Origin of the sequence: Stenotrophomonas sp. SY1 (genome assembly GCF_021202945.1) — a bacterium.
GTDB lineage: Bacteria > Pseudomonadota > Gammaproteobacteria > Xanthomonadales > Xanthomonadaceae > Stenotrophomonas.
Genome location: NZ_JAJOYR010000002.1, coordinates 1,062,453 through 1,076,340, shown reverse-complemented (window position 1 = coordinate 1,076,340; position 13,888 = coordinate 1,062,453). Strand labels below are relative to the sequence as shown.

The 13,888-nt window shown below is 65.7% G+C and carries 14 protein-coding genes and 1 pseudogene; 9 read left to right on the top strand and 6 right to left on the bottom strand.

What is annotated here, in order from left to right:
* The first annotated feature begins 66 nt into the window (after nucleotides 1-66).
* Entirely contained in the window at nucleotides 67-477 is a 411-nt protein-coding gene (locus LR961_RS16335; protein WP_232150991.1) for an organic hydroperoxide resistance protein, read from the top strand.
* 18 nt (nucleotides 478-495) lie between these two features.
* Nucleotides 496-1,473 (top strand): zinc-binding dehydrogenase, encoded by a 978-nt coding sequence (locus tag LR961_RS16330; protein ID WP_232150990.1) that lies wholly within the window; start codon nucleotides 496-498, stop codon nucleotides 1,471-1,473.
* A gap of 331 nt (nucleotides 1,474-1,804) precedes the next feature.
* On the opposite strand, the gene LR961_RS16325 is transcribed toward LR961_RS16330, so the two are convergent.
* Entirely contained in the window at nucleotides 1,805-2,533 is a 729-nt protein-coding gene (locus LR961_RS16325; protein WP_232150989.1) for a hypothetical protein, read from the bottom strand.
* Between the two features lie 110 nt (nucleotides 2,534-2,643).
* Here LR961_RS16325 and LR961_RS16320 point away from each other — a divergent pair, with 110 nt between their 5' ends.
* Together LR961_RS16320 and LR961_RS16315 are read left to right on the top strand one after the other, a co-directional pair.
* Nucleotides 2,644-3,663 carry a LysR substrate-binding domain-containing protein gene (locus LR961_RS16320; protein WP_232150988.1) on the top strand — a complete coding sequence of 340 codons (1,020 nt, stop codon included), beginning with the start codon at nucleotides 2,644-2,646 and terminating at the stop codon, nucleotides 3,661-3,663.
* Between the two features lie 105 nt (nucleotides 3,664-3,768).
* Nucleotides 3,769-4,200 (top strand): hypothetical protein, encoded by a 432-nt coding sequence (locus LR961_RS16315; protein WP_232151190.1) that lies wholly within the window; start codon nucleotides 3,769-3,771, stop codon nucleotides 4,198-4,200.
* Between the two features lie 99 nt (nucleotides 4,201-4,299).
* On the opposite strand, the pseudogene LR961_RS16310 reads toward LR961_RS16315, so the two are convergent.
* The 5 genes and pseudogenes from LR961_RS16310 to cutA form a co-directional block, all read right to left on the bottom strand.
* Nucleotides 4,300-4,554: pseudogene (locus LR961_RS16310) on the bottom strand (integrase core domain-containing protein); the annotation flags it as partial.
* A 554-nt stretch (nucleotides 4,555-5,108) separates the two neighbouring features.
* Nucleotides 5,109-5,528, bottom strand: coding sequence for an H-NS histone family protein (locus LR961_RS16305; RefSeq protein WP_232150987.1), 420 nt, complete (start codon nucleotides 5,526-5,528; stop codon nucleotides 5,109-5,111).
* Between the two features lie 112 nt (nucleotides 5,529-5,640).
* On the bottom strand, nucleotides 5,641-6,210 hold the full coding sequence (locus tag LR961_RS16300; RefSeq protein ID WP_232150986.1) for a TlpA disulfide reductase family protein: 570 nt from the start codon (nucleotides 6,208-6,210) through the stop codon (nucleotides 5,641-5,643).
* Nucleotide 6,211: 1 nt separating this feature from the next.
* Nucleotides 6,212-8,563, bottom strand: a complete 2,352-nt coding sequence (locus tag LR961_RS16295) for a protein-disulfide reductase DsbD (protein WP_269670794.1) — start codon at nucleotides 8,561-8,563, stop codon at nucleotides 6,212-6,214.
* A 7-nt stretch (nucleotides 8,564-8,570) separates the two neighbouring features.
* Nucleotides 8,571-8,918: a divalent-cation tolerance protein CutA gene (cutA, locus tag LR961_RS16290; RefSeq protein ID WP_232150984.1), complete on the bottom strand. Its 348-nt coding sequence runs from the start codon at nucleotides 8,916-8,918 to the stop codon at nucleotides 8,571-8,573.
* Between the two features lie 166 nt (nucleotides 8,919-9,084).
* On the opposite strand from cutA, the gene LR961_RS16280 reads away from it, so the two are divergent.
* From LR961_RS16280 to LR961_RS16260, 5 genes are read left to right on the top strand one after another with little or no spacing between them, the layout of a single operon-like run.
* On the top strand, nucleotides 9,085-9,492 hold the full coding sequence (locus tag LR961_RS16280) for a prepilin-type N-terminal cleavage/methylation domain-containing protein (protein ID WP_332311038.1): 408 nt from the start codon (nucleotides 9,085-9,087) through the stop codon (nucleotides 9,490-9,492).
* A complete protein-coding gene (locus LR961_RS16275) occupies nucleotides 9,489-9,986 on the top strand; it encodes a prepilin-type N-terminal cleavage/methylation domain-containing protein (protein WP_232150983.1) in 498 nt (165 codons plus the stop codon). The genes LR961_RS16280 and LR961_RS16275 overlap by 4 nt, the downstream gene beginning before the upstream one ends.
* Nucleotides 9,970-10,383 (top strand): hypothetical protein, encoded by a 414-nt coding sequence (locus LR961_RS16270; protein ID WP_232150982.1) that lies wholly within the window; start codon nucleotides 9,970-9,972, stop codon nucleotides 10,381-10,383. Before LR961_RS16275 ends, LR961_RS16270 begins: the two co-directional genes overlap by 17 nt.
* A complete protein-coding gene (locus LR961_RS16265; protein ID WP_232150981.1) occupies nucleotides 10,380-11,090 on the top strand; it encodes a hypothetical protein in 711 nt (236 codons plus the stop codon). Before LR961_RS16270 ends, LR961_RS16265 begins: the two co-directional genes overlap by 4 nt.
* A 20-nt stretch (nucleotides 11,091-11,110) precedes the next feature.
* Nucleotides 11,111-13,345 carry a hypothetical protein gene (locus LR961_RS16260; protein ID WP_232150980.1) on the top strand — a complete coding sequence of 745 codons (2,235 nt, stop codon included), beginning with the start codon at nucleotides 11,111-11,113 and terminating at the stop codon, nucleotides 13,343-13,345.
* Nucleotides 13,346-13,888: the final 543 nt, after the last annotated feature.

The window sequence follows — 13,888 nt, the reverse complement described above, 5'->3', positions numbered from 1 at the left end:
ACAACCTGCCGCGCGCTGCTGATCAGAACCCCGCCGCGCCGGCCCACTCGAGACAGGAAATCCGCAATGAAGATCTTCTACAAAACCCGCGCCACCTCCACCGGCGGCCGTGCGGGTCGCACCGCACTGGATGACGGCAGCCTCGCACTCGACCTCGCCTTGCCGGGTTCCGGCAAGGCCGGCGCCAACCCCGAGCAGCTGTTCGCACTGGGCTATGCCGCCTGCTTCGACAACGCGTTGCCGGTGGCCGCCAAGAAGCTGCAGCTGCAGCCCAGCGGCACCGCAACGTCGGTGGAAGTGGGCATCGGCCAGACCGCCGAAGGCGGCTATGCGCTGGACATCGACCTGCACGTCGAAGTGAAAGGCCTGGACCAGGCCGACGCGCAGCGCCTGGTGGAGGCCGCGCACCACATCTGCCCGTACTCCAATGCCACGCGCGGCAACATCGGCGTGCGCCTGCACGTCACCGCCGTCTGAATCCCACCGGAGACCATCATGCGCAGTGCCATCCACACCACCTTTGGTGAACCGGCCGACGTGCTGGCATTGGGCGACAGCCCGGTGCCGCAGCCCGGCGCGGGCGAAGTGCGGATCAGGACGATCCTCGCGCCCATCCACAACCATGACCTGTGGACCATTCGCGGCAAGTACGGCTACAAGCCCACGTTGCCGGCCATCGGCGGCAGTGAAGCGGTGGGCACCGTCGATGCGGTGGGCGAGGGCGTTGAAGGCATCAACGTCGGTCAGCGTGTGATGTCTGCTTCGGTGCATGGCACCTGGGCGGAGTACTTCATCGCACCGGCGCGCATGGTCATCCCCGTGCCGGACGCCATCGCCGACGAAGCGGCGGCGCAGTTGATCGCCATGCCGCTCAGCGCGCTGATGCTGCTGGAATTCCTGCAGGCCGAACCCGGCCAATGGATTGTGCAGAACACCGCCAATGGCGCGGTCGGCAAGACCCTGGCCATGCTCGCCGCCGCGCGCGGCGTGCAGGTGCTCGGGCTGGTGCGTCGCGATGCCGGCGTCGATGAACTCAAGGCACTCGGCATCGGCAACGTGCTGTCCACCGAGCAGGCCGACTGGAAGCAGCGCGCCCATGCATTGCTTGGAGACACGCTGGCACACGCCGCCGTCGATTCCATCGGTGGCCAAGCCAGCGCGGACCTGCTGTCACTGCTCGGCGAAAACGGCACGCTGGTGTCATTCGGCAGCATGGCCGGCGAGCCGATGCAGATTCCGTCCGGCGACGTCATCTTCAAGCAGGCCACGGTCAAGGGCTTCTGGGGCAGCAAGGTCAGCCAGCAGATGTCGGTGGAGAACAAGCGCCGGCTCGTCGGCGAACTGATTACGCGCGTGATGAGCGGCGAACTGACATTGCCTGTGCAGGCGGTTTACGGCCTGGCCGATGCAGCCGAAGCGGCGAAGGCGAGTTTGCTGCCGGGCAGGAAAGGCAAGGTTCTGTTGAAGCCTTAAGTCCTGCGGGGCGGAATTGGATCAAAAGCCTGTCCAGCGACTGTGAAGTGTTCAAGCGAGGAGGCCGGCAGCAATGCCGGCCTTCTTCTTTCTGGCGACGGTGAGTGGCGCGGTTGGGATCGGACGCCGGGTGACGGTGTCGACTCTGCCAAACGTCCAGAAACCGCTGGGTCGCGGTTGCGTCAGGTATTCAACAACTCGACTCTGACCCCTGTTTTCGTCCACCTCCTGATGCAAGGCCTTGCCCATGGGCCGGGATAGGGGAAGTCGACCTGCAGGAGGAAGGGCATGAGGCTTCCTGGCATCGGGGGCGGCTGACGACCGTGCCCGGTCAAGCCAGCTGGAGTATCTGGCGGGCGCGGCTCACCAGCTCCTGTGCGCCGATGTGGCCAACGGCCAACGCACTGAGGCGGCCCTCCTTCTCGACGGCAAGGGTGGGGAAGGAGCTCACCCCCCACTTTCGGCATCGACCGAAATCCTCGGCAACCGCGAGGCGTGCCTGGATCGATTCCCACAGTTGCGAGAACTCCTGGAAATCCACCCCGGCTATGGCGCAGGGCTCCCGATAGAAGGCAACGGTGGCTGGATCGTCGCCCTCCACGTAGAAACGCTCCTGCACCGCAGCGAAGAAGGACAGCTGCAATGCAGGGTCACGCCCGGTCTGTTCCAGCATCACCCGGATGCTGGCCACGGCACGACAGGCAGGCTCGGTGTCGTAATTGAACGCGGTGCGTTGCAGGAGGCGGTAGCTGAACGGTTGTCCGGTAGCCTGGCTGATGTGCTCCCATTCCCGACGCAGGAAGGCCTTGAACGGTGCGTTCCAAGGGTCGCCCCCACCGGCACGCAGGCCGCCCATGGTCATGCGGAAGGCGATGCCCTCATCGTGGCAGAACCTGGCCAGCGCCGCGGTCGCCGGCGAGATGCCCCAGCACCACGAGCACATCGGGTCGCCGAAGTAATGGATCGCCAGACCGGTCTTCAACGCGGGAGACGGCAGGGTTTGCCTGTCGTCGGTTCCGGGCAGGGTGCAGGCGCCAAGGGTGGAGTCGCAGTGGATCAAGGCCAGGCTTCCGTGAGGGGGAAGGTGCGGAGTGATCAGCGTAGGCGCCGTTGATTGGTCGAAAAATGGGTGCAAACATGATTCTTTGTTCAATTTTGTTGAACCAGAACATGGACAAGCTCTCCGCAATGGCGACCTTTGTCGCGGTGGCCGATGCCGGCAGTTTCACCGCTGCGGCCGATGCTCTGGCCTTGCCGAAGGCGCGTGTCTCGCAACGAGTGGCGGCGCTGGAGGCGGAACTGGGCGTGCGCCTGATCCACCGGACCACCCGCTCGTTGAACCTGACAGCGGACGGCGCGGCCTACCTGGACCAGTGCCGGTCGGTGCTGCACCAGATCGAGGACATCGAAGGCGGGTTGCGCGAAGGCGCGGCCGAACCGCGCGGGAGGCTGCGGGTGGAAGCGCTGGTATCGGTGGCGCGCTGGATAGTGGCTCCACGCATCCATGAGTTCCATGCCCTGCATCCGCGGATCCAGCTGCGGCTGGGGGCCAGCGACCGGATCAGCCATCTGCTCGAAGATGGCATCGATTGCGCGATACGCGGCGGGCGTCTGCAGGACTCGTCCAACGTATCGCGCCAGCTGTGCGAGATCGAACTGGGGTTGTACGCGTCAGCGGAATACCTGGCGTTGCATCCGCGCGTGAGGTTGCCTGACGATCTGCACGGGCACACGCGGCTGTCCTGGTTCCCGGCGGAGAGCCATCCGTTCACCTGGAAGCTGCAATCCATTGACGCGCAAACGCATGTCTCCAGCAGCGATGGCATTGTCTTCGATGATCCGGACGTGGCGATGGCCGCCTGCATGGCCGGTGCCGGGATCTGTCCGGGTGCGCCGTTCGCGGTGGCACAGCACGTGCGCGCGGGCCGGTTGCTGCCGGTGTTGCCGCAATGGTCGTTCGCGCCGCGCCCGATCAGCCTGTTGTATCCGGGCAGCCGGCATCTGTCCGGGCGCGTGCGTTGCTTCGTGGATTGGTTTGTGGCGCTGATGGAACAGACCTCGGATATCCGGTTGACGCCATGGGCCTTGGCGCAGGCGCTGGCTGGCGAAGAGGGTGCGTCACCGCAGGGCAGGCGGAAGCGGGTTCCACCCCGCTTTCACGGAGGATTGGGTAAGAGTTCAAGCGCCTGAGTTCGGGCGTCCAGCCGGTACTGCCTGCGTGGATTGAGTAGTGTGCAAGGCAGCGGGCCGTGCATCGGCCCGGGTTGGATTTCCCGAGTGATAAGGAGCATCACGATGTCGGCTGATACGAGCAACAGATCGCTGAAACGGGCGGAGATGCTGGCCCAGCGGGCGATCGAGTCCGGCGTGGCGGGGCACCGCCAGAAGGCGCTGGATGAGTGGTCGCTCGCCGAGGCGTTGGTGGCTCGGCATCAGGCTGATTCGGATTTCCACCAGTGGTTGCGCACTGGCCTGGCCGACGCGCTGTGTGAGGTGGGCCAATACGCGCGCTGCCTGCAGGTGGTGGCGCCGGCACGTGCCTGGTGCGTATCGATTGGCCAGCCGCTGGCCAGCATCTGCGTGGCCAGGGCGCTATGGGGTTTGGGCAGGCTGGATCAGGTGAGCGAGCCCTTGAACGAGGCGGTGCGTCTGGGGGGCATGGCCGTCCTGGAGCATTTCGAGCCGCAGCATCGCCCGGCGTTGGAAGCATTGCTGGCGCGGGCGTGAGGGTGGAGCGGCGCGTTTCGCAGTGAAGAGGGCGCGCCTTCTTCCTTTCATGCCTGTCATGCCTGCAACGGCAGGGCTGAGAGTGACCGGACCGGGCGCCTTAGTCGGGCTCGCGTAGCCGATGCCGCTGTGTCGATCCTCGTGGTTGTACCAGTGCATGAAACGATGCGCCCATTCGCCAGCTTCCCGCATGCCGCCAAGCCCATCGGTCGGATATCCGGCGCGGTACTTGGCAGTGCGGAACAGGCTCTCCACGAAAGCGTTGTCATCGCTCACGCGAGTACGTGGGTGCGACGGCTTCAAGCCCGGCCAATGCAGCATCGCCAGCACGGTCGTGGCCTTGAGCGTGGCGCCTTGGCGCGGCCACGATGGCGCGTCTGTGCTGGGGCACGCAACACGGATGAACTCTTTCGGATACGCGACGAGATCCACGATCTCGGTGATTGGGACTGGTCGGATATCGGGCCTGAAAGCAATGCATTCGCGGGCGCGCGTCTCTCTTGCGAGATGTTCACGGAACGCCACTGTGAGTAGTGCTTCATCGAAGTGGTCGATGGCGAGTTCGAGGGGATTGACGGTGTTTGTGCAGGTCTCGGCGATCACACCGAGCACCCCAATCGCGTCGCCGCTGGAAAGCCCGTTCCTGAAGCAGGCCGGTGGTACTCACAGGCACAGGGATCGTGCCGTTACTTCAAATAGGGCGATGTGTTCCCGTTATCGACAACAGCGAATGGGGCGCCGCGTTCTGGTTGTGGGTGTTGGATCAGTCGGCACCGCGCCTCGGGAGATGGTTGCAGCGAGCATCCCGTGCGTAATCCGGCTGCGCTCCGGTGCGGGTGCAGGTCCGCAGTGGCTCCGCTTCACACCGGTGGTTGGCAGGGCAGTCACTGCCCTGGACCGTGGGGCGATCAGGGCTGTTTGAACAGCTTGCGCTTGCCCGTCAGTACGGTTTCCTTCGGGGTGAGCTTTGCCACGCCGGGAATCAGGAAGTCGGCCACGGTGTGGCCAAAACGGATCTTGTTGGCGAGCCAGAGCGGTGTTTTACCGCGGCCAGTCCAGGTGTTGTAACGATTTTCCGGGTCGCGGTACTTGGGCTTCACCTTCGGACCCTTGCGACGACGCGCGGCTTTGGCTGCCGGTTGTGACGGAGCGATGGCTGGCCCGAACAACTCCTCGATCGTATAACCGGTGTTGCGGGCGAGGGTGATCAGCTTGCGCCGCACTTTGTCGGGGGACTCGCGTCGACTGAGTGCCTGGTGTTGCTGCTGCGCGGCGCGGATGAGCGCGTTCAGCTCTCGGAGATTCAGGGGGGTGAGGTCAATACTCATTGCACTAGCCTCCGGTCCGGACATGCAAGGTGTCAAGGAGCAGTAATCGGGCGCACTTGTGGACAGCGTCCGACCCGCTCCAGCACCTCCAGCGTCGCTGCTTGCGTGGCTGCTACGGCGTCGCTGCCCAGCTCTCGATCTCGCCGGCCTTGAACGGCCCAAGCTTCTGCTTGAGGATGCGCCCCTGCGCATCCACCAGCACGCTGTAAGGCAGCAGCCCCTGCGTGTTGCCGAGCTTGACGCTGGCATCGTCCGGGCCGGGCGTTTCGATCACGATCGGGTAATACACCGGCACGTTGCCAAGAAAATCCTGCACCGCCTCGGGCGTATCCAACGCGACTCCGACCACCTGCGGGCCGTTGTCGGCATGCCTGGCGGCAAAGCGCGCCAGTTCCGGCATCTCCTCGATGCACGGTGCGCACCAGCTGGCCCACACGTTGATCAACAGCGGCTTGCCCTTGAAGCGATCCGGGAACGCCACCGGCATGCCGTCCAGGTCTGGCAGGCTGAAGGCCGGCAGCATGTCGCCCGGCTTTGCGGCCTGCACCGCCGTTCTCGGCGGCGGTGTCGATGGATCTTCCATGCGCGCCGGCAGGTCGACGTTGGTGGGCATGTAATGCACGCCGACGACCACCCCGGCCACGGCGGCAATTGCGGCTACCCACCACGTCGCAGCCCGCATGTCAGCGCGCCGCGCGCAGCAGCGCGTCCTCGACGATGGGCTGGGTCAGCACGGTCGGCAGCACGCGCGGCGGCGCGCCGGGGCCGTACACCACGTACAGCGGCACGCCTACGGCCTTGTGCTGTTCCAGGAAGGCGCTGATCTGCGGGTCGACATTGGTCCAGTCGCCGCGCATGTACACCGCGTCCACGCGCTTGAGCGTGTCGCGGAACGCATCCCGGTTCAGCACGCCGCGCTCGTTGGCCTTGCAGGTCACGCACCAGTCGGCGGTCATGTTGACGAACACCACGCGGTTGTCGGCACGCAGGCGGTCGAGCATTTCCGGCGAATAGGCCACCGTGCCCGCGGTGACGGCCTGCGCAGCGGCCGGCGGCATGCGGTTCACCGCCAACACCGGCACCAGCAGCGCCAGCACGGCGATGAGCGCGCCCAGCACCATGCCGAACCTGCGGCTGTGCCAGCGGCTGCGTTCGAACCACCACAGGCCCAATGTCAGTACCGCAGCACCGGTCAGCAACAGGGCCATCGAGCTGACGCCGCGCTGCTTGCCCAGTACCCACAGCAGCCAGATCGCGGTGAGGTACATCGGGAAGGCCAACAGTTTCTTCAGCGTTTCCATCCACGCGCCCGGCTTGGGCAGGCGCCGCGCCAGCGCCGGCACGAAGCCGATCAGCAGGAACGGCAAGGCCAGGCCCAGGCCGAGAGCCAGGAACACCAACATCGCAAGCAGCGGCGGTGCGGTGAACGCATAGGCCAGTGCCGGGCCCATGAACGGTGCGATGCACGGGCTGGCTACCACGCAGGCCAGCACGCCGGTGAAGAAGTCACCGACAGCGCCGTTGCGGTTGGCCAGCGACTGCACGCGTCCGCCCACGCTGCCGCCCAGAGTGAACACACCACTCAGGCTCAGGCCCACGGCCACCATCAGGTAGAACAAGGTGGCGATGAACCAGGGATGCTGCAGCTGGAAGCCCCAGCCGGCCGCTTGTCCGGCCGCACGCAACGACAGCACCAGGCCGCCGATCGCACTGAAGGCCACCAGCACGCCCAGCGTGTACCAAAGCGCATGGTTGCGGGCGTGCTGGCGGCTCTCACCGCTCTGCGCCACACCCAGCACCTTCAATGACAACACCGGCAACACGCACGGCATCAGGTTCAGGATCAGGCCGCCGGCCAGCGCCAGCAGCAGGATCCACGCCAGCGAATGGCCATCGTCCTGTTCGGCCGGCGGTTGGCTGCGCTGGCTGTTTTCGGCCGATGCATCCGGTGCCGGCTGGGTCAGGTCCGGCGCGCCCGGGTCCGGGCGCACCACCAGCGGCTGCGGGCCAAACGCGCTGGACGGATCAACCGCCGGCAGCACCGGTGCGGCGTCCTTCTTGCCGCTGGGCAGCGGCGGAATCACCAGCGGCGCGACGATGGCCTCCTCGCGCGCGGAGACCTTGCCGGCCGGTAGCGCCAGCTTCACCCGCCGGGTCATCGGCGGATAGCAGATGCCATCGGTCTGGCAGCCCTGGAAGGTGACCACCAGCGTTGCGTCGGTGGCATCAGGCTTGTCGCGGCGCAACGGCACCGGCACGTCCACCTGGTCGAAATAGACCACCACGTTGCCGAAATGCTCATCGCGGTACGGTTGGCCGGCCGGCCACTGCGGGCGTCCGGTGCGGATGCCGGCCGCGCCTTCCAGCGTCATCGAAGTGCGGTCGCGGTACAGGTAGTAACCCTGGGCCGGGGTAAAGCGCAGCAGCAGACGGTTGCCGTCATCGACAATGGCTTCAAAACCGAATGCCTGCTCCGAAGGCAGCGGCAGGCCCTGTACCGCGGTGCTGCCGGGGAGCTTCAGGCCGCTGCCATTGGCCGCCAGCGGGTTGAACATCGGTGCGGCGGCGCCATTGCTGGCCGGTGCGGCGGCTGGAGCGCCAGCGGCACCGGGCAAGGTCACTTCGATGTTGCGTTTCTGCGGCGGGTAGCACACGCCTGCATCGGCGCAGCCCTGGTAGCGCACTTCCAGCGTGACGGTCTGGGCGCCTGCCTGGGCGCTGCCGGGCAGGGTGGCGCGCAGCTGGCGATGGTAGGTTTCCACGTCGCCGAAGAACTGGTCGTGCTTCTGTTCGCCCCTGGGGAACTGCAGCGTGCCGGCGGTGAACTCCGGCCCGGCCTTGACGCTGGTGCGGTGGCGATAGAGGTAATAGCCCGGCGCGATGTCCCAACGCAGCTCGATGCGGTCACGGCTGGGCGCGGTGGCCTGCAGCGCGAAGGCCTGGTCGACCGGCAGCAGGTCTTTCTCGTTGACGGCCAGCGCCGGAAGCGCGCATAGGGACAGCAGGCAAAGGGCGGTAAAACGTCGCAACAGCATCATCGATTCAGTGTTCCTCCCGGGTCTGCGCCCGGATCCAGTCCATGTACGCCGGCAGGCCGGCGCTGGGGGAGATCGCCACGATCTCCGGCAATTCATACGGGTGTTGCTGGGTGATGGCCAACATCAATGCGTCCAGGCGGTCGGCGCAGGTCTTGATCAGCAGCTGGACCTCTTCGGCCTGCTCGATCTGTCCCTGCCAGCGGTACACAGACTGCATTGGGGGCAACAAGTTCACACAGGCCGCCAACCGGCGCTCCACCAGGTGGTGGGCCAGGGTTTGGGCACTACCGCTGTCAGGGCAGGTGCAGAAGACCAGTCTTACGTCCATCGCGGGATTGTCGCAGATGCGCATACGGCACTTCCTTACTCCAGTATTGACATCGTTGTCATTAAATGTAAATTGCGGTCCGTCACAACTTTCGGGCCGCCTTCACGCTGAGGGCATGCCCGGGACTACCGGACCACCGCACCGCAGGACGACGGATGCACAAGGGCTGCAAGGCCCTACAGGGGGAAAAATGGAACGGCACAACACCCGGGGCTTCACGCTCATCGAACTGATGGTCGTGGTGGCCATCATCGCCATCCTGGCGGCCATCGCCTTGCCGCTTTATGCCGATTACGCACTGCGCAGCAAGATCCGCGTGGCGCAGAGCGACCTGATGGCGCTGTCCAGCAACGTGGAGAACTTCCGCCAGCGCACGCTGGGTTATCCGGCCAGCGAAACCGTGGCCAAGAAGGGCTGGCAACCGTCCAGCAAGGGCGCCAATTTCAGCTACAGCTACGCCACCAGCAGCGCCGGCTACCAGCTCAAGGCGGTGGCTGGCAGTGCGATGGGCAAGGCCAGCGGCTGCACCCTGACCCTGGATGCGGACAACACACGCGGCGTGTCCGGTAACTGCGCCGGCGTGAGTGACTGGCCATGAGCCGGCGCGTCGCCGGGTTCTCGCTGGTCGAGTTGATGGTGACGTTGGCGGTGATTGCGGTGTTGGCAGCTGCGGGCACGCCCTTCGCCCGCAGCTGGATCGACAGCAACCGCCAGATGCAGGCGCGCAACGTGATGTGGGAAGCGGTGTCGCAGACGCGGGCGATCGCGCTGCGCAATCCGGGGCAGGTCGCGGGCGATGACGCCTCGGCCCGGCTCCAGCGCGATGGCCGCACGCTGCAGGTGCTCAATACCGACGATGCGGTGCTGTGGACCGGGCAACTGCCCGCCAATGCAGCCATCAAGCACATTGACGCCACCGATTTCAGTGATGCCGCCGCCCTGCAGGCTTCGGCTGACGAACTGTCCTGTGTGGCTTTCGGCAATCGTGGCCAGCGCCTGCCAGCGGCAGCCGGCTGCAGCAGCGCCGCTGGCAGTTACCGCCTTGCCATTGGCTTGAACGACCAGGAGCCGCTGTATGTCGACCTGCTCTGATCAACGCCGCCAGCGTGGCGACGTGATGCTCGAAGCCCTGGTGGGGGTGCTGATCACCAGCCTGATCGGCGCCGGCCTGGCGCATGTGGCCGCCAACGTGATGAACAGCCAGCGCGATGCGAAGGTCGAGAACCTGGTGGTGGAACACCTGCGTGACCAGTTGCAGAGTCGAGGTCTGGGGCTCTGCGCGGTAAGTGATGTGGACATCGTCTTGCCCGATGCAACGCGCAAGGCCAGCGTGGCGTGCCAGGCGGCCACGGCCAATGTGTCGATGGCCGGTGTCACCCGTGCCATCGATGCGCCGCAGCGGGTCGAGTTGAAAGTATCGGCCAGCGCGCTGGGCAGCCGTGGCGCCAGCGAGGGCGACCCGGATCTGCTGATGGCGTCGGGGCAATGAGCATGGCGGCCCGTCGCTTTCCCTGCGCCCGGCGCGGCACGCAGATCGGCCAGAGCCTGATCAGCATGATGATCGGCCTAGTGATCTCGCTGGTGACCATCTCGGCGATGCTGGTGCTGTACAAGACCATGGTCGAGGTGTCCGCCAACGCCTCACGCTCGGCCTTGCGCGATGGGCAGGTATCTGCCGCATTGCTGGCTGCGCAGATGGAACTGCAGTCGGCCGGGTTCGGTGTCCCGCAGGCCGACGCGCTCGCCAGCAAGTTGGCCCTGCGCGAATCCGGCAAGCAGCTGGTGTGGCGTTACAAGACCGATCTGGCCACCGCCGGCTTTGTCTGCACCGGCCTGCATCTGGTGGATGGCCAAGGCTTGTATCGACTAACTCCGAAAGCCTGCGGTGATGTTGCCGGCGCTGCGTGGGCCAGCAACGAACGCGAACTGATGGCCGGCAGCGTCGCTTTCTTTACTCCTGCACAGAAGAACGGCAACAGCTATGCCAGCGCCGAACGGGAAGTCGGCGCGATGAGCCTGGCACCGGGCTATGTGTTCTCGCTCAAGGCCGAGCGTCAATGCCTGCCGTACATGCAGCAGGATTTCGCCGTCTCGCCGATGGCCACGGTCGGCCAGCAGGTGGCACTGGAACGCGATGACGGCAGTGCGGGCCTGTTCCAGCTGTGCCTGCCCAATCTTGCCGTCACCACCATCTGATGACCCGGGAGCGCATGCGCATGGACAAGAACCGGTTTTTCCCTTCGACGTTTTCACCGCCGCGTCGGCAGCGCGGCATCGCCACTGTGCTGATCGTGTTGCTGGTCGGGCTTGCGGTGTCGGTGACGGTGGCGGCCACCATCTACGCGTTGCGCGGCACCCAGTCGCAGCAGCTGACCACGCACTCGGCCACCGCCGCGCAGGCAGCGGCCTGGCGGGGAGTGGAAGCGCTGCGTCTGTATCTGCTGCAGGTGGAAAAAACGGTCTGGCCGGGCTGGGTGGGCACCGACGCCAAGCCGGTATCCGGGATGGGTGCGTTGGGTGTCAAGCAGGCGGTGGTAACCACAGTGGAATCGGCCGGCAGCGAGCACTACCGGGTGACCGCACGCGTCACCGGCGAAGCCGGCGTGGGTTCGGCGTTGACCACCGCCACGGTCGAAGTGATCTATGACGTCGCACCCGGCAGCGGCAGTCCGGCGACACCGGAAATCTGTCACTCGCTGCCCAATGCGCCGATGGTGTTCAACGGCAACCTCAATTACAGCGGCGGCTCGCTGGAAGTGGTCAACCCGGTGGATTACGAGAACATCGTGGTGGCCGGCGACCTGACCATCGGCGGCGGTTCCAGCGCACGCATCTCCGGCTGCATGAAGGGCAATGTCTCGATCAGCGGCGGCGGCATCACCAACAACGGCCATATCCATTCCGAAGGCGACATCCGCATCAACCACATGGGCAACCCCAGTGGCACCACCTTGTGGGGGCGCAACGTCGATATCGGCAATGGCGTGAGCGGCGGCAACTATGCCGCGATCAAGGCCGGCGCCTACAGCGCGGTGGTGTACAGCGGGGGCAAGGCCATCGGTACCGCACAGGTGGGTGGCAGATTGATCGACGCCACCGTCAGCGGCGGCATTCCGTGGACGCGTGGCACGGTGGTGCCGTTCAACAGCGGGCGGGTGGTGGTCAGCCTCGATGACGGCAGCCGCTTCGTGCTGGACCTGGGCAAGCTGGTCATCGACCCGGCCACCGGCAATGTTTCCGGTGCGGCTGGCGCCGAGCGGCTCGGCGATGAGCGCGATACCGGCCCGGAAGGCGCCGCGTTGCCGGATGTGCTGGCGTTCGAATCGACGTCGGTGACGGGCGGCGTGGTCAGCCTGCATACGCTCTGGGCGCGTCAGCTGTGGGGACAGAGCGTTTCGATCCTGGGGTGGAGTGGCAGTTACGACACATTGTGGGCCGGCGGCCATGTGGACGCGGTGTCCGGCACCGTCGGCGAACTGCGCGTCGGCGGCAACATGAGCGCGCGCGAGGTGCGGGTAACCGGTTCGGGGCGGGTGGCTGGCACGCTCAATTCGCCGATTGCCAACGTGCTGGCGGGGCAGGCAGGGGCCAATCCCGGCCTGCCGGGGCTGCCGTGGTGCGATGCGCGGGTCAAGCCGGTGGATGCCAACAACTACAAGGGCATGGCCAACTACCTTTTTGAATCGGTCAACGGCTTGCCGCAGTTGACGGTGCAGCATGTCAAGCGCGCCGATGGCAGTTCCATCGATGGCGTGTACCCGCTGCGCAATCCATCGCCCGCGCAACTGGCGTTGCTGCAGGAACTGATGACCTGCATCAACGGCAACGACCGGGGCTGCCTGACCACCCGCAAGGCCGATGGCAGCTGGTACCTGGAAGGCGTGCGGAAGATGCCAGCGGGCGTGCTGTGGTTCGACTCCAAACTGACCATCAGTGGTACCACCGTCGATCTGCTCAACACTCTGGTCAACAAGGGCGGCGACGTGGTGCTGAGCAGCTCCGGCCACCTGGACCTGATAGCGCCCAACTTCGCCGGCGCAAGCCGCGTCTGCGGTGGGGACTTCTACCCGACCAACCTGTGCGCCAGCCGGTCCGCGTTCGTGACCTGGGAAGGCACCGACGCACAGGGCAAGACCACCACCTACACCGGGTTGCCCATTGCCAATGCCGCGGTCATCGCCGAGGAGGGCGCCACCATGGCGGGCTGGACTTTGCGTGGCAGCGTGCTGTTGGGCAAACAGCTGTCCACTACCGGTGCGGTGGTCACCATCCACGGCAGCCTTACCGTGGGCAGCAACCAGCGTGCCGATACCACCATTTCCGCCGGTGGCATCTCGCTGGAGGTGCCTCATGGCAATGGCCTGAACCTGCTGCCGGTCTGTGGCGGCGGCAGCCCCGGTTTGCCTGCGGCGCCGGCCAGTGCCGGGGTGCTTTGGTCGCGTTATCTGTGAGGACCCGGGGAATTGGAGATTGGTAACGGCCGGGTTGCGGCATGCGGGTTGAATGGCCGGTTGGCTGGGATTGCGCTGCGCTCGATCCCGGCCCTCGGCGCTGTGACTAACTAGAAAAACAGCATTTCAGCCCGTGGTCCGGGCGGCTCTCTCTGCATGGCGCGTCCTGGTGGTCCCGGGCCGCGCCTTTTTTTTTTCGGGCGGGGGCAAAGCGCCGGAGGGGGGCTGCTTTTGCACCTTCGTGCTTTCGCTCCTTGTGATTCTTTGACTGCCAAAGCCAAAGCCCCCCATCCGCCCTTCGGGCACCTTCCCCCGCGAGCGGGAGAAGGGAGGGGATAGCGGGCCTCATGTGACAGTCCCGATCCCGATCCCGAGATCGGGATCGGGATCGAGATCGAGATCGAGATCGAAACCGGGACCGGGACCGGGACCGGATCCGGATCCGGATCCGGATCCGGATCCGAATCCAAGCCCAAGCCCAAGCCCAAGCCCAAGCCCAAGCCCAAGCCCAAGCCCAAGCCCAAGCCCAAGCCCAAGCCCAAG